Below are 25787 nucleotides of genomic sequence, written 5' to 3' on the forward strand. Positions count from 1 at the left end.
ACATTGAAAGGTTCACAGCGTAGAAAAGCTCGTCAGCTTGCGGCACAAGCCATTTATTCTTGGCAAGTGACGAATAATCGCATTGCAGATGTTATTGAAGCAATGGAAGAAGAAAACGACGTTAATGAGTTTGATGTCGTTTACTTCAAAAAGCTAGTTAATGGTGTGGCAATGACTGCCGACAATCTCGATATTGCTTATAAGCCGCACTTGGCGAGAGATATTGCTGAAGTTGATTTGGTTGAAAAAGCCATTTTGCGCGTTGCAACGTATGAATTAAGCGATTGTAAAGAAGTACCTTATAAAGTCGTTATCAATGAAGCGATTGAAGTGGCTAAAGTGTTTGCAGCTGATGATAGCCATAAATTTATTAATGGTGTATTAGATAAAGCGGTTAAATTCATTCGCAAATCAGAGTTTAAAAAGTAGTTATCGTGCCCAAAGCATTGCTGGTAATGTTTAGTCAAAGCGATCGGGTTTTAGGGGAAGCTGTCAAGCTTTGAGACCCCATGAGCATATGCTCTATTATGTGATTGGGGCGAGTAAGCGCAGACAATGAACCATAAAGCCTGAGCGAGAAGACTATATGAATGAATTTGCTTTAATCAAACAATATTTCCACCAGCAATCAACGCCAGACAAAGGCGTAATTTTGGACAAAGGTGACGATTGCGCCTTGCTTTCGCCGCCTATCCATCAATCCCTAGCCGTTACGACAGATACACTGGTATCTGGCCGCCATTTCCTGCCTGAAATTGATCCTTTTGCGCTTGGTCATCGTGTATTAGCGACAAACTTAAGTGATTTAGCCGCGATGGGTGCCAACCCAAAATGGTTTAATTTAGCACTGACGTTACCCAACTTTGATGCCGATTGGTTAAAAGCCTTTAGCCAAGGCTTATTTAATTTGGCATCGCAATTTCAGTGCCATTTGATAGGTGGTGATACCACTAAAGGACCATTGTCGATTACCATCAGTGCGTTTGGTGAAGTGGAAGCAAGCAAAGCTTTAACCCGTTGTGCCGCGCAAGTTGGTGATGATATTTATGTTTCTGGCACCATAGGTGATGCAGCTGCGGGGCTGGCAGCTTACACAGATAAAAACTTTGCAGCGCAACGCATAGTGTCTGAGCAAAGTGTCATGTTTTTAAAACAGCGTTTTGACTTACCTCAACCTAGAGTTTCACTAGGGAAAAAATTGTTAGGTATTGCTAATGCCGCTTTGGATATTTCAGATGGACTCGTTGCTGATTTAAATCATATATGTCAACGCTCAGAGTTGAACGCGGTTATTCACTGTGAAAGCTTGCCGCTAGCGCAACATCATAAAGATGCAGTTGGCTTTGAGCAAGCTCTTGTCAATGCTTTGTCGGGTGGTGATGATTATGAGCTTTGTTTTACAGCCCCTAAAGCCCAGCGTCAAACAATAAAAAACATCGCCAACGATCTTCATTTACCTTTAACCCTGATAGGCGAAATGCTTGAATGCGCAGAAGGGCCGCAGCCTACTTGTTCTGTGTTAAACAAGGGAAGGGTGCAAAATCTCGCTAAACACGGTTTTCAACATTTTTAACCTGAGCCACTAATTGCTGATTCACCGGTGTCTTTATCGCTAATTCTTGGCCTTTTTTGACTATATATCCGTTGATATAGTCAATTTCAGTACGGCGTTTGTTATATACATCTCGGTTCATGGATGAGAAGTTTTCACCCGTTGCTTTGGCTACTTCTAGTACGGTACTTAATAACGTATTGAAATCAAAGTCTAAATGTATAGCGTGAGTGATCTGGCAAAATTCATTTAGAATATCGTTAATTAACTCATAATAGTGCTTATCTAACACAGAGCGGTTTTGTTGTTGATTAAGCGCGGTGATCGGATTAATACAAGCATTGATGGCCAGCTTTTGCCAAAGGCGGTATTCAATGTTTTTTACCTTTTGGCAGTTGGGTAAGTGTTTTAGCATAGTATCACAATCCGCCAACGTATCAGCCGACAAGGGATCTGACTTTTTGTTAGGAGTCACATCACCATAATAGATGGCACCTTGACCGGTATGTATCACATTTGATGCTTGCTTGAGCACACCGTGAGTGACTGAAGCGGCCAGCAACCTTTGTTTAGGACCAAGTAAAGGCGTTATTTCTTCAATACAGCCCATACCGTTATTAAATAAGATAATATTAGCATTGTTAGCTAATTTAGGTTGTAGGTGCTTAAAAGCTGAATGGATATCGTAAGCCTTCGTGGGCAGCAGCAAATTGCTTATTTCAACATCAAAATTGTAAGGCTGTGGGTGCAGGTCAACACTGACTTTTTGAGTGTCGATAAAATGAATGACTTCAGTTAGACCCTGACGAGTGACCACATTAAGTTTGCATGAGGGCTGACTTAAGTAAAAAGTAAGAAAGCTACCTACTGCTCCTTGTCCGACAATAGTGCAAGGCGTTGGTTCTTTTGCCATTTGAATAATTCCAGCGCTCCAATAAATACAATAACCCCCATCACGTCGGCGGCAAAATCAAGCCAACTTCCTGAACGATGCGGGACGAATGATTGTGCAATCTCAATCAATCCGCCATAAGCAACAATAGCGGCGCAAGCGATTAAAAAGTAATCTTTCAACGCACGATAAGCAAGGAAGGTTAATATGAAAAAAATGCCAAAGTGAGCTATTTTATCGAGGTGCGGAATGCCATTCGCAACCTGAGGTACAGTTCGCAAAAAAAGCACGGTAAAAACAATAATAGCGCAGGCTAAATAGGCAAGATAAAAGGGATTTCGCACAAACAATTCTGAACAGTCAATTTATGGCTATTATGCTGTGCGCGTTACTAAAAACCAATAGCCGGTTGCCAATTTATGCTGATTGAATGTTATTTTGTTGCAAAAACTGCAATAGATGGTCAGCAGGTAGTGGTCGGCTAAAATAATAGCCTTGTATTTCATGACAACCCATTTGTTGTAATAGAGTAAGTTGTTCTGATTTTTCAACACCTTCAGCAATTAAGGTTAAGTTTAAATTTTGTCCCAAATCAATAATAGTTCTGACTATAGCTTGGTCTTGCTCATTCTGTTCAAGTTGGCGAATAAAAGCTTGGTCAATTTTAAGTTTATCTAATGGAAATTGCTTTAAATAGCTTAAAGAAGAATATCCGGTACCAAAATCATCGATTGATAACATCACACCAAAGTCTTTTAAGGTTTGCAAAGCGTGGATTGTGTCTTGCTCGTTACCGAGAATAACGCCCTCTGTTATTTCTAGTTCTATGCTGGACGCGGGGATTTCAGCTAGGTTGATTGCCTGTTTAACTGATGTAATAAAGTCTGGGTGTTGAAACTGCCGAGGTGAAATATTGATGGCGACAACTAAGTCGCGGTAGCCTTTATCAAACAATTGGCTGCAAAAAAGGCAAGCTTCCATTAGTATCCAGCGACCCAAATCAATAATTTGCCCAGTCTGCTCGGCTAGCGGTATGAAATCTGCGGGTGATACCCAATTACCATGATTATTCCAGCGAATAAGCGTTTCCATGCCAATAATTCGTCTGGCTTGTATATCAAATTGCGGCTGAAAATTAAGCTGTAAGTTGTGGTCTTCTATTGCTTTGTCTAAATCACGCTGCAATTTTAAGCGGTATTCTAGCTGTTCACCCAGCCGGTCAGTGTAAAATACAAAGGTGCTATGTGGTTTTTGTATGGCTTCATCTAACGCGGCGCGAACGTGTTTTAATAAAGCATGCTTGTCGTGACCATGATTAGGGTATTGGCAAAAACCAAAATCTAATTCTATTTTTAGTTCACCAAAATCGGTTTCTATTGGTGCTTCCACTTGTTCTTCTATTTGTTTACATAAATGAGCAAGATAGCCAGCGTCGTGTGTTCCCATGACCAATACGCTAAATACGTTTTGACTGACATGATATAGCTGATGTTCACAATTGCATTTTGCTACCGCAGTATTTAAGCGCTGGGCGAATGACTTAACTAAGGCTAGCGATGCTTCCATGCCTTGACCAGCAATAAGCTGGTTAAAGTGGCGTACTTCAATCATGCCTAGCGCAAATTCAACTTGGCTATCGACAAGCTCCTGTAAAACTTCGAGTAATTTGTAATTATTATTTAGGCCGCTTGCTCTGTCGTGGTAGGCCTGATATTCCAAACGTTGTTTAGCTAAAACTTGCTGCGTAATATTTTGAATATAAATATCAAACTCTTGTTCATCTTTGTGCCAATGAATGTCAGCCAATAGTGTCATATTTGCGACTTGGTATTCGACTTGTCGATACGTACATTGCTCGGCCATCAAACAGGTTAATTTATTTTGATAGTTCACAGGCAACAATGATGCAGGATGCTGGGTTTGAATTTGTTCTAAAAGGTCATCTGTAGCTGGATTGTGATAGGTTATTTTAAGGTCGCGGCTTAGACTGATCACCGGATTAGGGTTGGCGATCGGGAATAAACTAAGGCGTTTTCCTTGGGCTGAGGCGACAAAATATCGGCTTAATATTCTGGCCATAACAAAGGCCACAATCAGTATAAAAAAACTGTAGCTCAGTACCGTAATTAGGCTGGTATCTAATTTAGTTTCATTTTGCGTATAAGCTTGTGCTACCGCTTGACGTATTTCATTTGATAACTTATCTAAGCTAGGTAAGGTATTTATTCTTAGCTCTGCTATTTTACTTAAACTCTCACGTGCTAAATCCCAATCAGTTTGAGTTGAAGCCATATTGTCATGTAATGCATTGGCTTCATGTGCAATTTGTGTAAGTGAGGTATATAAATGGTTGATTTCAGTATTATTGTGAACAAAATGCTGCTTTAAATCTTGTAATAATTTCTTATTTTTCTCACTTTGACTCGTAAAATTGTTTTGCCAATTATTAGCCAAATACAGGTAGGGATCATCTGTTGCATAATATTCGTACAATAATCTTTCTTGTTCTACCAAATTAGCTGAAAATTGAGCCACTAATTGGTAAACAGGAATTTGTTTATCGACTAACTCTTGTGTGGTCTTTTTTACTTGGCTGGCCGACCAAAATACAATGTAGGACAAAATTAGCCCCGCCACGACCACAATAGCAAAAACGGTTTGGGTTCGAGCTTTGATTGAGTGAGTAAGCTTTTCCATAAAACCAAATTATCTTTCGTTAACTATCCACTTTAATAGGATAGGATAAGCTAGTTATTTATTGCAGGACGTAGCTAAATTTTCGAGCTCTACTGTACATAATTTGCCGAACAAATCGAAGTTTTCAAATTTATTGCTATTTACTCATTTTTAGCTTGATAACTAGGGCGATTAAATGTTAAAAAGCATGGCAAAACTATATGTGATTTTCCTAAAGCGAAAACTGCTACACGCAATGAAATATTTACGCCACTTCGGCAACACCCACTACTATTATTTCTATTATTGATTCGATACTTTTATCGGATTAGCTTGCACCTGTTTTTTATTTTCTTACTAAATTCCTGGACCAAACATGTTAAAAGATACGCTAAATAACGTTCACGTTAATGCTGAAGAAGTCATCATTACGCCGGATGAGCTAAAGAAAGAGTTGCCAATTTCGCAACACGCATTAAATATGATTTCAGAGTCACGCCAAGTCATTTCTGATATTGTACATGGTAAAGATCAACGCTTATTAGTGATCAGTGGCCCTTGCTCGATTCACGATGTCGATGCGGCAATTGATTACGCTAAGCGCTTGAAAAAATTACACGATGAACTAAAAGATGAAATTTACTTAGTGATGCGTGTTTATTTTGAAAAGCCACGCACAACAGTGGGTTGGAAAGGTTTAATTAACGACCCACACTTAAATGATACATTTGATATTGAAGCTGGTTTACGCAAGGCGCGTAAGTTATTAATTGCCATTGCTGAAATGGAATTGCCAATGGCGACAGAAGCGTTAGACCCAATTAGCCCGCAGTATCTTGCTGAATTATTCAGCTGGTCAGCTATTGGCGCGCGTACGACTGAATCGCAAACTCACCGTGAAATGGCCAGTGGTTTATCAATGCCGGTTGGTTTTAAAAATGGTACTGACGGCAGTTTAGGTACGGCAATCAACGCATTAATGTCTGCCGCATCTGGCCATTCATTTATGGGTATTAATCAAAATGGTCAAGTGGCTGTTATTTCAACGTCAGGTAACCCAGATGGCCATGTTATTTTACGTGGTGGTAAAAAACCAAATTACCAAGCTGAATTTGTTGCAGAGTGTGAGCAGTTATTAGACAAAGCAGGTTTACCAAAAGCCATCGTTGTTGATTGTAGCCATGGTAATTCAAGTAAAAATCACGATAACCAACCTTTAGTTGCACGCGACGTACTTGAGCAGATAGTTGCTGGTAATCAATCTATTATGGGTGTCATGCTAGAAAGCCATATTAATGCGGGCAACCAATCTTCTAATAAACCGAAAGAAGAACTTGAGTATGGTGTATCTATTACAGATGCCTGTATCGATTGGCCAACGACTGAAAGCTTGTTGAAAGAGTTTGCAGACACGCTAAAAAACCGTAAATAGACTTTATTACCTTATGACAGAGCCATTAAAGCAACGTATAGATGAGATCCAACTGCAAATAGAGCGCTTGCGAGCGGAACAATTGCAGTTGCAGCAAACGCTGCAAGCGAGTCAGACTCATAACCTGAGTGCAGATCCTAAACGTATTGCCGTCATTGGCGGGGCTGGCCGCTTGGGCTCATTGTTTGTTAAATGGTTCAGAATGTCAGGGCATACTGTCACGGTAGTTGATAAAAACGATTGGGAAAATGTCGGGGCTTTGGTGCAAGGTTGTCAATTAGTTTTGGTCTCAGTACCAATTAACTTAACTGAACAAACTATTGAACAATTGGCTCCACAATTAGATAGCTCAGTTGTATTGGCTGACGTTACCAGTGTTAAAGTGAAGCCACTGGATGCCATGCTTAAAGCCCATCCAGGTCCTGTGGTTGGTTTGCACCCTATGTTTGGTCCAGACGTAGAGAATATGGATGATCAAGTTATTGTTCATTGTGCCGGCCGCGAACAAGACAAGTATCAATGGTTGTTAGATGAATTTAAGCAGCAAGGGGCGAAACTGCACTGTACGTCGGCTGAGTCACATGACAAAGCCATGGCTTTTATTCAGGTTATGCGCCACTTTACAACCTTTGTTTATGGCATGCTATTGCAAAGAGAAGCGCCTGAGTTACGCGAACTGATAGCCATCAGCTCGCCAATATATCGTTTAGAATTGGCTATGGTCGGTCGATTGTTTGCTCAAGACCCGCAGCTTTATGCTGACATCATTTTTGCCAATCAAGATAACTTTGATTTATTAAGACGTTACATGCAAGCCTACGATAAAGGATTGGAGTTGCTTGATATGGGCTGTAAAGAAGAGTTCAAGCGTGAATTTAATTTAGTCACCGATTGGTTTGGAGACTTTGCGGAACACTTTTTAGAAGAAAGCCGAGATTTATTAGAAGCCGCCCACCATACTGTTAAAAAACATAACAGTTTGATTTGGGAAGGTCAGGAATAAATCAGATAAATCCCATTTTTGCGAGCATTTATGCTTGCAGAGCCTGTGGCTAAAACTCAATAATAAAAAAGCCGAGCTGTGATAGCTCGGCTTTTTTTGTTTAACTATTTTAAACGGCCTAAATTGCGTTGTTATTTTTCTGGCTCGTAACAACCAAGTAGCACCAAATAGTTAGTGATCCGCTCATTAAATATATGCCCGAGTGCTTGCTGGAAATTGGCATCATTGGTGTTGGCTAACGCGTCAATATAAAACATTTCTTCATTAGGTTTACCATGGATAGGCCTTGATTCCAGTTTACATAAATCAATACCATATTCACTAAAGGCCAGTAAGGGCTTAACTAATGCGCCAGGCTCTTGATTAACTGACATGATTAACGATGTTTTAGCCAAAGATTGTTGTGGCACTTGCAGTTGCTCTTTGGATATGACAATAAAGCGGGTGTGATTATCTTCTTTCTGATTAGCAATGGTATTAACTAAGGTTTGCAAGCCGTAATATTTACCACCTTGCTCACTGGCAATAACGGCAACTGTCGGGTCTTGCAGTTCGGCCACTTTTTTCATGGCCGCAGATGAACTGGATAACGCCTCTATGTGCACATCTTCGCTGAGTGTACTTAAAAACTGACTACATTGGGCAATTGGCTGAAAATGGCCATAAATGGTTTTAATATTATCAAGCGTGGTCGATGTTGTTGTCAGTAAACTATGTTTTACAGCGATACTCTGTTCACCGACAATATGGATCTCTTCTGCATATTTCTGTAATAAGTCATACACTTCATTGATACTGCCAGACGAGGTGTTTTCGACCGGTAACATGCCGTAATCTGCCGTCCCCGTTTTAATGGCTTGGAAAATATCATCAAAACCTGCGCATCCGACTTCTTCAATTGCGTCAGTGCTACCCAGTTTAGTTTTAAAGTAGGTATTGGTCGCGATATGACTATAAGTGCCTTGGCTACCTAAAAATGCCACTTTAACTTTATCTTTATGATGCTCAGGGTTGGTGTTTTCAGCTATGTACTGAATTTGCCTATCAACTGAGTCTTCAATAATGGTTCTAAAAATGTCGTTGAGAAATTTTTCGTCCAGATTAAGAGGTCGGCCTTTCTCTACCAAGTTCTCCATTAACAATTGTTCACGCGCGACGTCGCGAACAGGGCGCAAGTGTTGGATCTTACTTTTGGCCACTTCAATACTGATCTCGCGACGTCTGGCTAACAAACGTAGTAAGTCTTCATCAAGTTGAGTAATTTCTACTCTCAGGGCGCTTAAATCTATCTTTTCTTGGTCTGCCATTCTTGTTCTGCTTTAATTCTTTTCATTTAGCTGGTACGGAGTTTAAAAAATGCCGCTCGACTGTCAAGTTCGGCTCGGTCTAACGACTAACTTTTAGTTATTCACCGATACGCGTTTTAACCACTTTTCAGCCGCTTCATTGTTATTTATTTTCAGTTCTAGTTTGTGTTGGCGCGTATTTGGCACCACAAAATTTAACTCAATGAGTTCGTCTCGACGAAAAACGTGCAGGGAAATATTTTGCTCAACGTAGATATTGAGTAATTCGTTTAACTGTTTTTCATCAGTCACTTTTAGACCAGCTACAGCCACTAGTTCATCTTGGGCACTTAATCCTGCTGCAACAAGTGGACTATCATCTAACACAGATTGCACAAACAACTTGTCTTGTTTAGATTGCCAGTTAATACCTAAGTCTATATATGTGCTAGTCGGATCAGCTTGCCAGATATAGTCTATACCAAAGTGCTGTAAATATTCGTTAATAGGCAAATCCTTGGTGCCCTCAACCCATTCTAGCCAAAGGGGTTCTATATCTAACCCTGCTACGCTTTTAACTTTATCAATAAAGTCTGAATATTGGGTGCCGCTTTTTCCGTTTTTATAGTCTTGCCAATAAGCTTGCATGATCGCTTGCAAGTTACATTGCTGTTGCGTTTCACGCCGAATGTGTAAATCAAGGCATAATGCAATAACAAAGCCTTTTATATAGTAGCTTACAATGGCATTGCGGGCGTTTTCATCTTGTTTATAAAACTTAGTCCAAGCGTCAAAACTGGAGTCAGCCACACTTTGCTTAAAACGCCCCGGCGCGTTAAGAAGCCGCTGTATTGCTTTGGATATGGTTGATAAATATTGATTGGCCGAAATGAGTTCAACCTGATTTAAAGACCAATCATCAACATATGAGGTAATGCCCTCATAAAACCATAATTGCTTGCTATAGGTTTCAGAACCTAGGTTGGGATCCACAAATTCTAGTGGTTTTAAACGTTTTACATTCCACGTATGAAAGTATTCGTGGCTGCATAGGCTAAGAAAAGTTTGGTAATTTTCGCTTATTTCGCCACTAGGCGTTGCATTGGTCGGCAACGTATTGCGACTGCAAAGTAAAGCAGTTGAATTTAAATGTTCTAAACCGCCAAATCCATCACCAACAACGTTAACCATAAACCAGTACTCATCAACAGGACAAGTATCTGCAAAATAGTCAATGTGATGTTGGCAAATCGGCGTGAGATCGTTAGCTATTCTATCTAAATCAGCGTTGTGCCGCCCAGATATGACAACATGGTGTGGGATCCCCGACACATGAAAAGTGACAGTCGAAAAATCAGCCATTTCTACTGGGTAATCCAGTAGCTCTAAGTAATTTAGCGCTTTAAATTGCCCAAAGTCCCATGATTTTCCTGATAAACGGCTTAAGCCTGTTGCAAGTTGCCAATTGGGCTTGCACTCAGGCTGGCTTATCGTGACATACTGCTCGTTATCGGCAAACTCTTCTACTTTTAGGAATAGGCTTGTGCCGTTGAAAAAACCGCGTTGTCCATCAAGGTAGGCGGTTCGTACTGAGGTGTCGTAGGCATAGACGCGGTAATTTACGCGATACCCTTGATGATTATTGTCGACAAGCCAAGTTTGTTTATCAAGCCGTTTAAAACCTAGTGGCTGGTCATTTAAGTCGCTAAAACTTATATCGACAATGTTTTTACAAAAGTCTCTAACCATGTAACTGCCCGGGATCCAACTGGGCAATGACAATAAACTTTTTGCTTGAGAAGATGTCTCGACAGTTAGCTCAACGAAAAAATAGTGATTATTGGGTTGAGGTAGTGTGATTTTAAAATGCGGAAATCCCATTTTAGGCTTAACCTTAAGTAACTGGTTTTAATCTAGTTATTATGACGAAAAAATGCAGAGAAAACTTGATATTTTGTTAGATGAATATGAAGAAAGTCATCTTCACCCGACTAATCGAATGATTCATAACCTAGCTGTGCCGTTAATTTACATGTCAATCATTGGGCTATTGGCTGAAATTCAATGGTCTATCCCAGAATTACATTTTGCCAGTTTGTTTAGCATAAAGGTGATAACACCGGTTTGGTTTGCTCTTGTATTGGGTTTGATTTGGTATGTTCGACACTCTTTAGCCATTTTTGCATTAATGCTTTGCGCTTCGTTGCCCCCCATTATATGCCATCTTTTATACTCTATGCAGTTTCAATTGTACTTAATTCAAATATGGGGAGCTGTTTTTGTGTTAGCGTGGATTGCGCAGTTTTATGGGCATAAACTTGAAGGGAAAAAACCGGCTTTTTTACGTGATATTTTTTTCTTGTTGGTCGGACCTGCATGGGTGTGTAAAAAGATTTTGCTGAAACTGGGGTTAACATATTGAGATGAATAACCAAGATTTTTTGACTGAAAGCCGAGTATTAAGGCTTTAGCTAAGGTAGAGTAGCGCCTTTAATCGCGAAAAATTAATTGAGAATATAGTTTGATTTGCAAAAAAAAGTGTCATGCTTTTTTTGACGACCGAGAAAACCTGTTTTGGTTTTTGCAAACAGCGGGCTGGGTTGGTTACTGTTTAGTTCATTACCTAGGCTCATTGTTACATGAGATGCGGGATATTTTCTGGGTGGTGATCGTACTGAGTGCGGGTGCCGGCTGGTTTTTAACCTTACCTTTGCGTTATGTATTTCGCCGCGTATGGAACGCCAACCCTTGGCGTATTGTGTTAACTATTTTAGCCAGCTCTTATTTTGTCGGTCTTATATGGGCCGTGGTTAAAAACTTTTGGTATTGGGAAATATATAAGTACGGTTACCGGCCGGATGTATGGATCCATTATTTTAGTAACGCAACATGGTCGTTTTACAATGTATTGTGTTGGTCAGGCTTGTACTTTGGTATTAAATATTATCAGTTGTTGCAACATGAGCGGCAAAAAGCCTTACAAGCCAATACGATGGCTCATCAGGCACAACTTAAAATGCTGCGCTATCAGTTAAATCCCCATTTTTTGTTTAATACGTTAAATGCAATATCCACCTTAGTACTTATCGAAGAAAATAAAACTGCCAATAACATGGTAACGCGCTTGAGTGACTTTTTGCGCTATTCGCTAGATAGCGACCCAATTAAAAAAGTTGAACTTTCTCAAGAAATAAAAGCCTTAAAACTGTATTTGGATATTGAAAAAGTTAGATTTGAAGATCGTCTTAAAGTTCAATGGGATATAGAAGACGAGTGCTGTGCAGCATTGGTACCTAGCCTATTGCTGCAACCTTTAATCGAAAACTCAATTAAGTATGCTATCTCTAAAATGGTTAACGGTGGGACGATCGATATAAAAGCGCGACGCTTTGGAGCCGATTTGTTACTCGAAATTAGCGATAACGGCCCAGGGGCCGATGTTAAAGACGGTAAATTGGTCCGTGAAGGTGGAGTAGGTATCCCGAATATTCGTGACCGCCTCCAATCTCTTTATGACCAAAACCATGCGTTTGAAATAGCCAACAATTTACCAACAGGGATTAAAGTTAATATTCGCATCCCGTTTGAAGTGGCCTAAGGATAAAAAATGAAAACAATAAAAACGATACTCGTAGATGATGAACCATTAGCTCGAAAAGGATTGAGTATACGCTTACAAGCATTTTCAGATATTGATTTACAAGCTGAATGCGCTAATGGGATTGAGGCCTTAGCTGCCGTAAAAGAGTTTGAACCCGACTTAATGTTTTTGGATATTCAAATGCCTGAAATTAATGGTTTTGAATTATTGCAAAAGCTAGAAGAGTTAGACCAACCTTTGCCTTTAGTCGTATTTGTCACGGCGTTTGATCACTATGCGTTAAAGGCGTTTGAAGTACACGCATTAGATTATTTGTTAAAGCCGCTAGATGACGAACGATTAAAGGAAACCATGGATAAAGTTCGTGGCTATATTGAACAACAGAATGACGCGCAGCAAAAAGCCAATTTGGTGCGGTTAGTGTCAGAAGTTACGGGTGAAAATAGTGATGAAATCTTAAAGCAACTTGCCGAAGGTGTCCCACTTAAAACTCGTAAATATTCAGACGTAATTGCCATTAAAGATGGTGGTGAGATAACGCGGGTTAAATTGCGTGATGTTGTGTGGATCGACGCTGCTGGCGATTATATGTGTGTTCACGAAGGTGAAAAAACCCATATCATGCGTAAAACGATGAAAGAGTTAGAAGCCGAATTGGATCCTAATCTTTTTATCCGTATTCATCGTTCTGCCATGATTAACATTCATCAAGTTGTCAAACTCTACACTCATGAAAATGGCGACTATTACGTAGTGTTACACAACGAAAAAGAGTTGAAAGTGAGTCGAAGTTATCGAGATCGGATCAAGCAAGCAATACGATAATTGCTATGGCAATATTGGCGCAAACGCTAAATTTTACAAGGCCTGCTAGTTTAGATAATTAGCAGGCCTTTTTAATTTATTAACGAGATTTATTTAGGTTGTGCATCTAACGCTTGTGTAGTTTTAGTATAAACATCAGACATGAGCTGTACGTATAATGGCATCAAATCGGCGGGTTGTTTTAATGTATTTGGATCTTCTGCTGGATAAGCCTTAGCTCGCATACGTGTTGCGGTAGCGCCTGGGTTGATTGAATTAAATTTAATTGGATGAAATTCAAACTCATCTGCAAAAACTTGCATCATACCTTCAGTAGCAAATTTAGATACAGAATAGGCACCCCAATAGGCTCTTCCTTTGCGACCCACACTAGAGCTAGTGAAAATAACAGAAGGCTTTTCAGCTAACTTTAAGGCAGGAATAAGCGCTTTGGTCATCATAAATTGGCTGGTTACGTTGACTTGCATGACTTCATTCCACATATCCAGCGGATACTGATCAATTGGCATAATTCCACCTAACGCGCTAGCGTTATGTAGCAAGCCATCGAGTCGACCAAATTGTGAGATGATGGTGTTGGCCATATCAATGTAGTTTTGCTCAGTGGCGCCTTTTAAATCGAGTGGAATAATGGCTGGTTGTTTATAACCAGCTTTTTCTATCTCGTCGTAAGTTTGTTCTAATTTTTTCGTTGTTTTGCCAAGCAGGATAACCTCAGCACCATGTTGGGCATAGGCAAAAGCGGCGGCTTTACCTATGCCTGCACCTGCGCCGGTTACCAATATCACTTTGCCTTCTAGGCAGTTCGTTTCATTAACGATATCTTGCATGTTTTCTCAAATTCATTGTTTTGGTTAAGCTAAAGAGATAGCTGCTTATGTATAGGAATTTTACCTGAATTTCAGTTAAATAGGCTAATCTGTTTTTGATTTAGCGCAGCTTAGTGTAACGCTAGTATTTTATTTTTTGGTAAATCAAACCTAAGTGTTCGTATATAAGCCGCTCTGATTGTTCAAGCCAAAACGCACTAGGCTTAAGCTGATACCAATAATAGTTGTCAAGATCAGTGTATAAGTGGCGGGTTGGATTGGGTATCACACGTAATCCAGCTTGCTTGAATTCGTTAACTGAGCGGGCCATGTGACTCGCCTCAGTGACTAAAATAAAGTCTGAATTGTCAAAGTGTTGCTTAATAACACGGGCTTCCTCGGCTGTGTCTTTTGGGGATTCAAATACATGTATGCGTGACGGTTTTATGCCGAGTTGTAAAGCCAGTTCACTATTCATTTTGGCATTACTTATAGGGTGATTACCGGAATAGCCGGTAAATATTAAATCTAATTCAGGATATTTTAATGCTAAACGAACGCCTTCGACTGTTCTCGCTAATGAGCAATGTGCCAGTTGACTGGTGATTGGCATAGGTTCAATATTTTTATGGCCACAACCCAATACTATAATGGCATTAGGGCGAGTGGTGATGTCACTCATGTATTCAGTATCTAGTGTATACATGTGCCGCGACTCTAAGGTTTGTAGAAGCCCGTTAGTCAAAAAGGGCATAGTCGTAACCATCAGTAAAATTAAACCTGCTAAATTTAGGCTTATCGCTAGTTTTTTACGTTTGGTTAGAATAAATAACAAAGAGGCCGCTAAAATCAGTAAAATAGCTAACGGCAGTGGCATAATAAAGCTAGCCACTAATTTTTTAATAATAAACATTTCAACCTTAATAAAAGCCTGTGCAAGATTATAGTTTCGATCATATCGTAGATAAATTTTCAAACAACATATACCAAGCAACAAAAGGCAAGTTACGGCTTGCTATCTTGCAAGATGATTTAGAATCGTTTCAGCTCGCCGCGTGCCGAGAGGATCCTGAGCAACATCAAGCACTATCTATTTTAGACGCTGGGGCGGGTACGGGCGAGATGGCTTTGTGGTTAGCTCAATTGGGTCATAATGTACATGCCATAGATGTATCAAGCGAGATGGTGAAAACGATTGAACAGCGCGCTCAGTTACATGAAATAACCAGGCTCACTAGTCAAGCTTGTGCAATACAAGAGTATGCCCAAAATGCCAACAACCCGCAATTTGACTGGATCATTTGTCACGCCGTTTTAGAATGGACTCAGCAACCACAAGACATTATTAATACCTTATATTCATTGCTAAAACCTGGCGGTAAGTTGTCATTAATGTTTTTTAATCATACCGCTAAGTTAATCGGCAATTTGATATATGGTAATTTTGATTACGTGGCTAAAGGGTTAAAAACCAAGAAAGAAGTTAAACTAAACCCCAAAACCCAGTTGGAGCCAGAGTTGGTTTATTCTTGGCTGCAGGCCTGTGGATTTAACGTTTTACATAAACGAGGGGTAAGAACTTTTCACGATTACCTGCGCAATATTGAACAACAACAAACGGATTTTGCCAGCATACTGCGTTTTGAAAAGCAGTTTTCTAAACAAGAGCCGTTTATTTCAATGGCCAAGTACATTCATGTTGTGTGTGAAAAGTAGTTTTTTGCTTATCCGTTTGGTTTGAATTGTTGTCTCAAAAAACTTAACTTTCGTATGTCAGTGGATCTTTAACTTGGTTAAGCTCAAAAGCTTCAAGTCTTTCTTGGCAAGCACCGCATTTACCGCAAGCCAGTTCACGGCCATTATAACAAGTCCATGTTTTACTGTAGTCCAAGTTCATTCTTAAGCCGTCGCTGAGAATGTCTATTTTACTATTTTGTAAATAAGGCGTCACGATATCGACAGCGTCATAATTGGCAATTTGACAAACTGCATTCATTTTTTCGACAAACTCAGGGCGGCAATCTGGGTATATGGCGTGATCACCCGAATGAGCACCATAAAATACTTTAGTTGCTTCTAATGACACGGCATAGCCAACAGCGAGTGATAGTAAAATCATGTTGCGATTCGGCACAACGGTGGATTTCATAGACGCTTCTTCGTAATGACCTTCGGGAATGTCTATATCATCGGTTAAAGATGAGCCTGCTAGTAATTGGTTGATGGCCGTTATATCAATGACTTTGTGCGCTATATTTAATTCTTGGCAGACGCGGCGTGCATAGGTAATTTCTTTATTATGTTTTTGTCCATAATCAAAGGTTAAAGCGAAGGGTTGATACCCCTGTTCAATTGCCTTGTTAAGTACAGTATATGAATCCATGCCACCTGAGTAGATAACAACAACCTTTTCTTTATTTTCGCTAACAGCCATAACAATCAGAATTACCTTTGGGTATAATGCACGGATTCTACCCAATGGCATGCTAATTAGCTAGCTTGCTACTCAGTCTTTATTAGTTTGTTGGAGTTAATTTGCAAACGTTACCCGTTAATGAAATGTTTGAAACAATACAAGGTGAGGGGGCTTACACAGGCACACCGAGTATTTTTATTCGTTTACAAGGTTGCCCAGTGGGTTGTCCTTGGTGTGATACCCAACAAACTTGGTATGTAGAAGAAAAAGATAAAATTTCGGCTAAGGACATGTTAGCCAAACAAGGCGATTCACCGACTTGGTCAACATTAACTGTCGCTGAGATTATGCTGGTCATCGAGCAACAAGGCTATCATGCTAAGCACGTGGTGATCACAGGCGGTGAGCCTTGCATGTATGACTTAACTGAGTTAACTACGGTATTGCAAACAGCTGGTTATCAATGCCAGATTGAAACCAGTGGTACATTCGAAATCAAAACTCATACCGATACTTGGGTTACTTTGTCGCCAAAAGTTAATATGAAAGGTAAATACCCCATTTTAGATACCTGTTTAGCAAGGGCAAATGAAATTAAGCACCCTGTCGCTACCGAACAACACATAATTGAACTGGAAGCCTTATTAGCTAGAGGTGATTTCACCAAGTTGATATATTTACAGCCGATAAGTCAGAAGAGTCGAGCTACAGAGTTTGCTATTAAAACCTGTATTGAAAAGAACTGGCGCTTATCTATTCAAACACACAAGTACTTAAATATTAGTTAACAGTTTGATGAATGGACTTTTCTTGCAAAGTTAGGTGTAAATAAGGACTAATGCGGTTGCTATTGTTAAACAATAGCAACACCCATGTTTTTTAATGTAGCGACTAATTTCTTCGGTTTATAGGGCTTAACCATAAAGCCTTTTGCGCCTAAGTCCATTGCCTTGCGTACATTGACGATAGTGCTGTGCGCGCTCACAATGGCAACATTAGCACCTGCGTCCATTTCTTTAAGTTGAGCAAGGATCTCTAGGCCGTTTTCCTCTTCCAGTTCAATATCAAGAAATACCACATCGGGTTTTTCTTCTTTAAACTTGCGTAATGTATCTTTGCGATTTTCAGCTTCTGAAAAATTGCCAAAGCCCAATTCGAGTAGCATATTACGCAAAAAGTCGCGCATTAAACGGGCATCATCAACGATTAATACTTTTTCGGGACGCGTTGTTAGTAACCCAGTTTGTAATGCCATAGGTGAAAGCTTCCTTATTCCATGTTTTCAACAAGACTTGCTAATTTATCAAGTCGCTTGTTAATATTATCAGTATCGTTTGCCTTGGCATATTTTTCAATATCTGCGGCGAGTAAAGTTATATCTGGGTAGCCCATGCTAGAAGCGATACCTTTTAATTTATGTGCTTCCGCTTTAACTTTATCCAAGGTATTTTGCTGTGCTGCCGCAATCATTAATTTTACCGTGTTCGGTAAATTTAATTTAAAGCTTGCGACTAATTGCCGATATTGTTCGGTATTTTGATAAGCATTGCTCTTATCGTCAAGTTTATTCAAACCATTTTGCGTTACAAGGTATTTTTTCATCAGCTTGTAAAATAAGTGGTTATCTATAGGCTTAGCTAATGTTTCAACACAGCCAATTTGGGTATATTCTTCAATTTCTGATGCCATACAGTTGGCGGTTAAGGCTATTATTGGCGTATCAATTCCGGTCTGTTTTAGCATGCCGATGGCTTCCATTCCTCCCATTAAGGGCATTTGCATATCCATGAGTATTAAATCGAAGTCGTCAGCGATAGCATGCTCAACGGCCAGTAAACCATTTTCAACAACCTGTAAATCAACGGCTAACGGCTCAAATAATAACCGCACTAAGGTTTGATTATCTGGGTTATCTTCAGCTAGCAGCACACGTTTATTGCTGGCATTAAAATCGATGTCGTTTGAATTGTCCTGCGCTTTTTCATTAAAAGGTTTTTCATCTACAAGTTGTCCAACGTTAATGAGATTATTTAGACGAATACAAAATTGGGTGCCTTGGTGTTTTACACTGGAAACTTCAAGCTTACATCCAAGCATATCTGCTAAGTGTTTGGTAATGGCTAGCCCTAACCCAGTTCCGCCATAATTACGAGTGGTTGATAAGTCGGCTTGCACAAACGGATTAAACAAGCGAGAGATTTCTTCACCGCTCATGCCAATTCCTGTGTCTCTAATTTTAATTAGCAGATCGTTGGTCGCTGAGTCATAGTGAATATCGATTGTTACTTGACCTTGTTTAGTAAACTTAATTGCATTAGAGCAAATATTTAACAAAATTTGCCTTAAGCGAGTCGGGTCGGTTGTAAATCGTTCTGGCACGGGGAAGTGATAGTTAATGGCAAAACTAATATTTTTGTCGTGCGTTTTATTGAGGCAATAGGTTTCTATGTCTGACAATAAATCAAACAGTGATATTTCAATTTCTTCTAATTCTAACTTACCCGATTCAATTTTTGCCAAATCTAAAATATCGTTAATTAGCGCAAGTAAATGATGGCTGTTTTTAGCGACCCGTTGTAATAACAGTTGAATTTCGGGATCCTGAATTCCTTTACCTAACGCATGCTCAGTAAACCCTAAAATAGCCGTTAATGGGGTGCGGATTTCATGGCTCATGTTGGCGAGAAAGCGACTTTTTAACTCGTTTGCTTGCTCAGCTTCTTGGCGTGATTTTTTTAATTCATCATTGGTGTTTTGCAAGGCAATTGTACGGCTGGATACCATTTCTTCCAAATGAGATTGATATTCGTCTAATGTTTTTCGTGACTGATTTAGCGAATTGGACATTTCATTAAACGAGTTGAAAACCAAGCCTATTTCATCCGCTCTTTTGTGGCGAATGCGTACACCAAGTTTGCCTTGTGATATTTTTTGTGATGCGCGGATAAGCTTTTCAATTGGCGCTAGTAGTGAGTTGGATAGTGTACGATAAGTGACCAACGCGACTAACAATATCATAAAAAGTGTGATACCCGCGGAAACCAAGGCTAATTGCAGCGTGTTTTCATATAATTTGGCGAGCGACACACCAACCACTAAATAATGGCCTGTTGATAGTTGTGTTGCACCAAAGGCCATATCTTGGTTGTTGTAATTAAGTGTAAATAAACTTTGTTGCTGCGCGGCTTCTATTAGACGTGTTGATAAATAATGAGGCAGGGTTTTAGTACTAAGCATTGCATTATCGCTATAAAAAGCTCGTTGGCTCGATTCAATAATAAAACTTACCCCAGCATTTTCTTCACTTTCAGCCATGACTTGGCTCAACAAATTGGGCGAGATAGTAATGACTAAATACCCCCAAACTTTGTTTTTTAAGGTGATACCTGAGGGTAAAGTCCGGTATATTTTTTGGATTGCATAAAGCGCTAAAGTGTTATTGTCTTGATTAGTATCGAATATTAACGCTTGGTCACCTTCAATACTTTGCATGTGCTTAAACCAATATCTGTTATTTTCTTTATCGGTTAAATTGGGCAAAAATATGGGGCTAAATCGCGCATCTTCTTCGCCTGACTGTTTGACTAACCGGATCTCATAAAAGTCATTGTAAGCTTTAGATACATTAGCAAAGGCGCGTAATAGTGGGTTTAAGGCCAGAGAATAGCGCTCTTCCGGTCGACTAATTTTGACATATTGATCAACAATTTCTGACTCTGCCAGTAACGATAGGGCCGATAAATGATTGTTAAAGGCATTTTGTATCGCCATGCCTCTTTGTGACAATTCATGTAATTGATATTGCTTTGCTTGTTTTTGAGCGTAAGTTTTAGATTGCATATACGCATAAAAACCCAGTACAGATAATGGGATAATGACAGCGCTTAAGACAAACAGAAATACCTTATTTCGCAACTTCATGTGTTATTGTTCTTTGTCCAAAATAAAACTTAATTGACTGAATATAGTTTGATACTCACGCTGCATTTGTGCTGGCAATTGTTGATAAAACTCCGATTTTTCCAACACAGATTCACTTAAATAAACTTGCTTATTATTGAGTATATCAGCAGACAAAAACTGCTTGGCCGACTTATTTGGCGTGGCATAAAATAACGCTTCAGAAATACTTGCTGCAACTTTAGGTTCATGCAAATAATTGACAAACTGATAAGCGCTTAGTTTGTTGTTTGATTTTTGCATTATAGTTAAACAGTCTAACCACAACGGAGTGCCTTCATTGGGTACGACATATTTGAGTCTAGGGTCAAGTTCCGATAAATACAGTCCGTCGCCGTTATAAGCCATTGCCATACTGATTTTATTTTGAATTAGTTCAGAGTTTTTATTCAGCTCTAACGCACCAAAACTAGCGACATTATTCATTCTGTTGTACAAAAGCCGGCCTGCTTGTCTAACCTGTTTAATATCTTGAATATTGACACTGTAACCCAGCGCAATTAACGCGGTTGCTAGTACGTCTCGTGAATCACTTAGTAACTTAATTTTTTGCTTGGTTTGCAAGTGAGGGGAATAAAACTGCTGCCAAGAGGTGATGTCAGTATTAACGCTTTGCGTATTGTATAAAATGCCTAGTGTCCCCCATAAATAAGGAACACAGGTTTGATCGGTTGTGTGATAATGCGCTAACCATCGCTCTTCTATATGCTGTAAATTTGGGATCTTGGATTGGTCAATCTTTTGCAGCCACGCTCGGTTACGATAATTTTGGGTACGAAATAGACTGGATATCACTACATCGTAATTTTGGCCGTCATTCGCACTAAGTAAATAATCTTTAATTTCGTCAGATTCGTAATAAACCATAGAAACATCGACGTTGTACTCCTTTTGGAAATCATCAATGACCTGTTTTGGTAAATAGTCAGGCCAATTTAATACAACTAGGCTATTCGCAGCATAACTGGAAGGTAAGAGCAATAAGCAAAGGAGCGCAATCCCTGAGCGGATCATTTTTGCTATCCTTACAACTAAATATTTAGACTTCGTTTTACAAAAATTAGTTAATAAATGGAGAAAAGTAAACAAGCAGGTATCGGGAAAAACAAAATTAAAACAATATGATAACGTTTAGCGGCTTGAAAAGTCCATCCACAAAAAATAAATGTTAATTCATTGGCAATATCTCATTTATTTAATAGGAGGCAAATTTACCCTATTTATTAAAAGTTGCGTTATGCTTAAGCAGGCAGTTATAGCTAGCAGCAAGTACGCTAACTCGCAGGAACTGTGTCATGCTTGAAAGGAGAGGCGCGGCTGGATACGCTGAAAAGGATAAGCAAGAGCGAACCAACAAATCGGTAAATGGTCGCTCTTTTTGCTCAAATGCCCTAGACTAATTCAGCCCATAAATCATATTCATCTGAATGCGTAATACGTACGTCGACGAAATCACCCACTTTTACATCGGTGACGCCGTTGAGGTAAACAACACCATCTATCTCTGGCGCATCAGCATAAGTACGAGCAATGGCACCTTCTTCGTCGACTTCATCTACAAGTACTTGCATTTCCCAGCCGATTTTTTCGGCTAGTTTGGCTTGGCTAATCTGCTGTTGTAACAGCATAAAGCGTTGAAAGCGTTCCTCTTTGACTTCTTCTGATATTTGATCGTCCAACTCGTTGGCTGTTGCCCCTTCTACAGGTGAGTATTTAAAGCAACCGACACGATCTAATTGGGCTTCTTGTAACCAATCTAATAACAGTTGAAAGTCTTGTTCTGTTTCGCCTGGAAAGCCGACAATGAAAGTTGAACGGATCACCAATTCAGGGCAGATTTCGCGCCACTTTTTAATTCTATCAAGCACGCGTTCTGCTGCGGCTGGGCGTTTCATACGTTTAAGTACGGCTGGGCTAGCATGTTGGAACGGAATATCCAAATAAGGCAGAATTTTACCTTGAGCCATTAGAGGAATGATTTTATCAACATGCGGATAAGGATATACATAGTGTAAACGTACCCAAATCCCCAGCGCGGATAACGCTTCGCATAGCCCTTGCATACTCGTTTTTACCGGCTGACCATCCCAAAATCCGGTGCGGTATTTTACGTCGACACCATAGGCGCTGGTATCTTGCGAAATAATTAACAGTTCATTTACGCCCGCGGCCTTTAAACGTTTGGCCTCATCTAAAATTTCGCCGATAGGGCGGCTGACTAAATCGCCTCTAAACGAGGGTATGATGCAAAAAGTACATCTGTGGTTACAGCCTTCAGATATTTTTAAATAAGCAAAATGACGTGGAGTGAGTTTAACACCAGTATCTGGGATTAAGCTGGTAAACTCGTTTTTAGGTGGCTTAGGTACGTGATGGTGTACTTGCTCCATGACATTTTCATAGGCGTGAGGCCCAGTGATCCCGAGCACACTTGGGTGGATTTCGCGAATTTGATCTTCTTTAGCGCCCAAACAACCTGTCACTAACACTTTACCATTTTCCGCTAATGCTTCGCCTATTGTGTCTAGCGACTCTTGCACGGCACTGTCGATAAAACCACAAGTGTTAACGATCACCATATCCGCATCGTTGTAGCTTGGCGTGACTTCATAACCGTCTGCACGCAACTGAGTTAAAATACGCTCTGAATCTACCGTATTTTTAGGGCAGCCAAGGCTAACAAAGCCAATTCGACCTGAGGTATTTTCTATTGCGTCGCTGCTAGATTGCGCTTTTTCAGCTTGATCGGCTAACACCTTTTTCGGTGTATCCATGGTTGTTGTTTGTTTAGGGTCGAATTGTTCAACAGTCATTTATCAAGCCTCCGCAAGCTTCAAATCAAATAGCGTGATTTTGGAGCGCGGATTGTACAGTAAAAGGTGGTGCGCTTCACCTTAAAAGGCACTTTGTTAATCAATGAATTGCGTCTTAGGTAACTCGTTGTATACGTACATTTACCAGAGTCTGTAAGAGGTAGGAGCAAGTGACTGTGCTGTCACTTGCTTTGCTAGGCGTTTTACAAAAGCGTAAACGGCCAATTTTAAGTATAGTCAAAACGATCAGGTTTTAGGGGCAGGTTTCTAGTTCCAGACGAAACCTAAGTACTTACATCCATGTAAGCAAAGCCGTCAAAGCTACCGCGTCCTGCTCTCGCCCCTCGCTTAAAGCGCCTACTTTTGGTACCTGCATCCATACAGGCAAGCTTCGAGTCCCCATGAGCATATGCTCTACTATGTGATTGGGGCTGCCTAAAGGGATTTAGGTATTAGGACGACGCAGGAGCCAAAGTCGAGAGTAAGCGCTGACAATGAACCATAAGACCTGAGCGAGAAGACTATAGAAGTTTAAAGTGGCGAAAGGTACATGTAATAAGCGCTTAGTTTTTGTCCATTCGTTTCCTGCAATACGCCTTCTATTGTGTGAAGTCCTTTTGTAAGGTAAATCGTAAATTCTGTTGTTTGCTGTTTATCATGCCAAACACTGGCTTTCGCTTTAATTTTATCGTCAAGTTTTAAGCTGACTGATTTAACCTTGAGTTGACGAGGCGGTAAATTATAAAGCTTGAAATTTGGATCTAACCCTGGGTTATCTAACGCTCGTTGATAGCCTTGATTAAAACCCAAGCCAGATTCTTTAGGCCAACGACTAAACTCGACTTTATATTCACCAGCCTGTTCAACGTCGATATACCAAAAACCTCGATTTGCAACTCCCGCAATGACATGAGATTGATCATAGGTTGCTTTATCGCCTTTCCATGCTTGAGCGGTTAATAGTAGCTCAGGTTGTTTTGCAGGATTAACAACCGTTGGCGCTAACCTTTGATTAGCCGTTGCTTGTTGCCACCAATTTTCATAGTAGTCAGCCAGTGTTTTGGCTAATTTTGGATTGTCATTCGCAACGTTGTTTTGTTGGGCTGGATCGGCATCTAAGTTAAATAGCTGCTTACCAACTAAACGCCAACGATTGTGCATTACTACGTAATCACGGTATTTAACCGGTGCGCCGTCACCAATCGGCAGACCAAATCGAGCTTGATTATGTACGACCAAAGTTCTGTTTTGTTGTGCTAATGGCTTTTGGCCATTGAGCACGGATTGCAAACTCATACCATCGAAATCAGTTTTTGTCGGTAGCGCCAAATTAAACATATCGATAAAGGTGGGTAACACATCAAAATGGGCTGATAGGTTTTGATATTGCTTACCGCCAGTTAAACCGCCATTTGGCCAATACCAAAAGCTAGCAGCACGGTGGCCACCTTCAAATGGCGATGTTTTTTTACCGCGCATACCGGCGTTAAAGCCAGCTTTGGGTACTTTGTGGTTGTTGCCATCTGCTCCCGCAGTGGTGCCATTGTCAGTTAGGTATAAAATTAAGGTATTGTCGGCTAGCTGTTCTTTTTCAAGAAACGCTCGCAACTGCCCTACATTGTTATCGACCGTTTCAATCATGCCGTAAAATCGCGCGCGGGTTTCCGGCACACCTTGTTTTTTATAGGGTTCGCTGAACTTTGGGTCTACGTTAAATGGGCCGTGTGGAGTATTGGTCGCTAAGTATATAAAGAAAGGTTCATCTTGGTTTTGTTTAATAAACTTTTTGGTTTGCTCAAACCAAATGTCGGTCGAATACCCTTGAGTTTTTACCGGTTTACCATTGTCGAAATAAGTGTCGTCAAAATAATCATTTTGCCAAAAGTCAGGGATTTCACCAGCTACGCCGCCTGCGTGAATAAAGGATTTGTCAAAGCCGCGATCTTGTGGTCGAAACGGGTAGTTATCGCCTAAATGCCATTTACCAAAAATGCCTGTGTTATAGCCGTTATACTTAAACACATCCGCCATGGTTATTTCGTCTTTGTATACATGGTTGCGACCGGCAAAGGTTAACCAAACCCCGACTTTGGTTGCGTATTTACCTGTCATTAACGCCGCGCGGGTCGGTGAGCAGGTTGGGTCGACATGAAAGTCAGTTAAACGCACGCCATCATTAGCTAATTTATCTAGGTTAGGCGTTTTTAAGATGGGATTACCGTGTAATGAAAAGTCACCATAGCCTTGATCATCTGAAATAATAACAATGACATTGGGTTTATTTGCTTTTGCTAAAGCAGCAAAACAGGTAAGTGAGCCAAGCAATGTAAAGCAGGTGGCAATTAAACACAGTAGTTGTTTTTTCATTATTGTAAATTGTTTTCAATTTCGTGTTAATTCAAATATAAGTTTTTAAGTTTATTCTTACAATTAAATTTTTGTAAATGAAAGTAAACGAGGTAGAAGTATAGGTCGTTTGTGCACTATCTATACTTCTTTTGGTTAGCTGATTGTTGTCGATT

General features: G+C 40.1%; 22 protein-coding genes. 9 read left to right on the top strand and 13 right to left on the bottom strand.

Annotation, left to right across the window (positions count from 1 at the left end; translation table 11 throughout):
• The first annotated feature begins 3 nt into the window (after nt 1-3).
• On the top strand, nt 4-429 hold the full coding sequence (gene nusB / locus C2869_RS00320; protein ID WP_108601056.1) for a transcription antitermination factor NusB: 426 nt from the start codon (nt 4-6) through the stop codon (nt 427-429).
• A gap of 157 nt (nt 430-586) precedes the next feature.
• Nucleotides 587-1573 carry a thiamine-phosphate kinase gene (gene thiL, locus C2869_RS00325; protein ID WP_108601057.1) on the top strand — a complete coding sequence of 329 codons (987 nt, stop codon included), beginning with the start codon at nt 587-589 and terminating at the stop codon, nt 1571-1573.
• On the opposite strand, the gene C2869_RS00330 is transcribed toward thiL, so the two are convergent.
• The 3 genes from C2869_RS00330 to C2869_RS00340 all read right to left on the bottom strand — a co-directional run bounded on the left by C2869_RS00330 (nt 1548) and on the right by C2869_RS00340 (nt 5141).
• Nucleotides 1548-2465 carry a ketopantoate reductase family protein gene (locus tag C2869_RS00330; protein ID WP_108601058.1) on the bottom strand — a complete coding sequence of 306 codons (918 nt, stop codon included), beginning with the start codon at nt 2463-2465 and terminating at the stop codon, nt 1548-1550. The two genes, thiL and C2869_RS00330, sit on opposite strands and share 26 nt — an antisense overlap.
• Nucleotides 2417-2788, bottom strand: coding sequence for a VanZ family protein (locus C2869_RS00335; protein ID WP_159083954.1), 372 nt, complete (start codon nt 2786-2788; stop codon nt 2417-2419). The genes C2869_RS00330 and C2869_RS00335 overlap by 49 nt, the downstream gene beginning before the upstream one ends.
• A 73-nt stretch (nt 2789-2861) precedes the next feature.
• The gene (locus C2869_RS00340; protein WP_108601060.1) at nt 2862-5141 is read right to left on the bottom strand and encodes a GGDEF domain-containing phosphodiesterase; all 2280 of its coding nucleotides are present in this window, start codon (nt 5139-5141) and stop codon (nt 2862-2864) included.
• Between the two features lie 355 nt (nt 5142-5496).
• On the opposite strand from C2869_RS00340, the gene C2869_RS00345 reads away from it, so the two are divergent.
• Together C2869_RS00345 and tyrA are read left to right on the top strand one after the other, a co-directional pair.
• Complete coding sequence (locus C2869_RS00345) at nt 5497-6552, top strand: 3-deoxy-7-phosphoheptulonate synthase (protein ID WP_108601061.1); 1056 nt, start codon at nt 5497-5499, stop codon at nt 6550-6552.
• Nucleotides 6553-6565: 13 nt separating this feature from the next.
• Nucleotides 6566-7555: a bifunctional chorismate mutase/prephenate dehydrogenase gene (gene tyrA / locus C2869_RS00350; protein ID WP_108601062.1), complete on the top strand. Its 990-nt coding sequence runs from the start codon at nt 6566-6568 to the stop codon at nt 7553-7555.
• 131 nt (nt 7556-7686) lie between these two features.
• Here tyrA and C2869_RS00355 read toward each other — a convergent pair whose 3' ends face one another.
• Together C2869_RS00355 and C2869_RS00360 are read right to left on the bottom strand one after the other, a co-directional pair.
• Nucleotides 7687-8862, bottom strand: a complete 1176-nt coding sequence (locus tag C2869_RS00355; protein ID WP_108601063.1) for a chorismate mutase — start codon at nt 8860-8862, stop codon at nt 7687-7689.
• 93 nt (nt 8863-8955) lie between these two features.
• Entirely contained in the window at nt 8956-10722 is a 1767-nt protein-coding gene (locus C2869_RS00360) for a M61 family metallopeptidase (protein WP_108601064.1), read from the bottom strand.
• Between the two features lie 52 nt (nt 10723-10774).
• Here C2869_RS00360 and C2869_RS00365 point away from each other — a divergent pair, with 52 nt between their 5' ends.
• From C2869_RS00365 to C2869_RS00375, 3 genes are all read left to right on the top strand, one after another.
• On the top strand, nt 10775-11263 hold the full coding sequence (locus tag C2869_RS00365; protein WP_108601065.1) for an Mpo1 family 2-hydroxy fatty acid dioxygenase: 489 nt from the start codon (nt 10775-10777) through the stop codon (nt 11261-11263).
• 99 nt (nt 11264-11362) lie between these two features.
• Nucleotides 11363-12439: a sensor histidine kinase gene (locus C2869_RS00370; protein WP_228710726.1), complete on the top strand. Its 1077-nt coding sequence runs from the start codon at nt 11363-11365 to the stop codon at nt 12437-12439.
• 9 nt (nt 12440-12448) lie between these two features.
• Nucleotides 12449-13267 carry a LytR/AlgR family response regulator transcription factor gene (locus C2869_RS00375; RefSeq protein WP_108601066.1) on the top strand — a complete coding sequence of 273 codons (819 nt, stop codon included), beginning with the start codon at nt 12449-12451 and terminating at the stop codon, nt 13265-13267.
• 89 nt (nt 13268-13356) lie between these two features.
• Here C2869_RS00375 and C2869_RS00380 read toward each other — a convergent pair whose 3' ends face one another.
• Nucleotides 13357-14097, bottom strand: coding sequence for a YciK family oxidoreductase (locus tag C2869_RS00380; protein ID WP_108601067.1), 741 nt, complete (start codon nt 14095-14097; stop codon nt 13357-13359).
• 121 nt (nt 14098-14218) lie between these two features.
• A complete protein-coding gene (locus C2869_RS00385) occupies nt 14219-14989 on the bottom strand; it encodes an ElyC/SanA/YdcF family protein (protein ID WP_108601068.1) in 771 nt (256 codons plus the stop codon).
• Between the two features lie 20 nt (nt 14990-15009).
• Here C2869_RS00385 and C2869_RS00390 point away from each other — a divergent pair, with 20 nt between their 5' ends.
• Nucleotides 15010-15792 carry a methyltransferase domain-containing protein gene (locus C2869_RS00390; RefSeq protein ID WP_108601069.1) on the top strand — a complete coding sequence of 261 codons (783 nt, stop codon included), beginning with the start codon at nt 15010-15012 and terminating at the stop codon, nt 15790-15792.
• Between the two features lie 43 nt (nt 15793-15835).
• Here C2869_RS00390 and queC read toward each other — a convergent pair whose 3' ends face one another.
• On the bottom strand, nt 15836-16510 hold the full coding sequence (gene queC, locus C2869_RS00395) for a 7-cyano-7-deazaguanine synthase QueC (protein WP_108601070.1): 675 nt from the start codon (nt 16508-16510) through the stop codon (nt 15836-15838).
• Between the two features lie 125 nt (nt 16511-16635).
• On the opposite strand from queC, the gene queE reads away from it, so the two are divergent.
• Nucleotides 16636-17280 carry a 7-carboxy-7-deazaguanine synthase QueE gene (queE, locus tag C2869_RS00400; RefSeq protein WP_108604902.1) on the top strand — a complete coding sequence of 215 codons (645 nt, stop codon included), beginning with the start codon at nt 16636-16638 and terminating at the stop codon, nt 17278-17280.
• A gap of 65 nt (nt 17281-17345) precedes the next feature.
• Here the strand turns inward: queE and C2869_RS00405 are convergent, their stop codons facing one another.
• The 5 genes from C2869_RS00405 to C2869_RS00425 all read right to left on the bottom strand — a co-directional run bounded on the left by C2869_RS00405 (nt 17346) and on the right by C2869_RS00425 (nt 25632).
• On the bottom strand, nt 17346-17747 hold the full coding sequence (locus tag C2869_RS00405) for a response regulator transcription factor (RefSeq protein WP_108601071.1): 402 nt from the start codon (nt 17745-17747) through the stop codon (nt 17346-17348).
• 14 nt (nt 17748-17761) lie between these two features.
• Complete coding sequence (locus C2869_RS00410) at nt 17762-20413, bottom strand: hybrid sensor histidine kinase/response regulator (protein WP_108601072.1); 2652 nt, start codon at nt 20411-20413, stop codon at nt 17762-17764.
• A gap of 3 nt (nt 20414-20416) precedes the next feature.
• Nucleotides 20417-21466 (bottom strand): polyamine ABC transporter substrate-binding protein, encoded by a 1050-nt coding sequence (locus C2869_RS00415; protein WP_108601073.1) that lies wholly within the window; start codon nt 21464-21466, stop codon nt 20417-20419.
• A gap of 377 nt (nt 21467-21843) precedes the next feature.
• Complete coding sequence (gene rimO / locus C2869_RS00420; RefSeq protein ID WP_108601074.1) at nt 21844-23265, bottom strand: 30S ribosomal protein S12 methylthiotransferase RimO; 1422 nt, start codon at nt 23263-23265, stop codon at nt 21844-21846.
• Between the two features lie 531 nt (nt 23266-23796).
• Nucleotides 23797-25632 carry an arylsulfatase gene (locus C2869_RS00425; RefSeq protein ID WP_108601075.1) on the bottom strand — a complete coding sequence of 612 codons (1836 nt, stop codon included), beginning with the start codon at nt 25630-25632 and terminating at the stop codon, nt 23797-23799.
• Nucleotides 25633-25787: the final 155 nt, after the last annotated feature.

Source organism: Saccharobesus litoralis, from assembly GCF_003063625.1.
Taxonomy (GTDB): domain Bacteria; phylum Pseudomonadota; class Gammaproteobacteria; order Enterobacterales; family Alteromonadaceae; genus Saccharobesus; species Saccharobesus litoralis.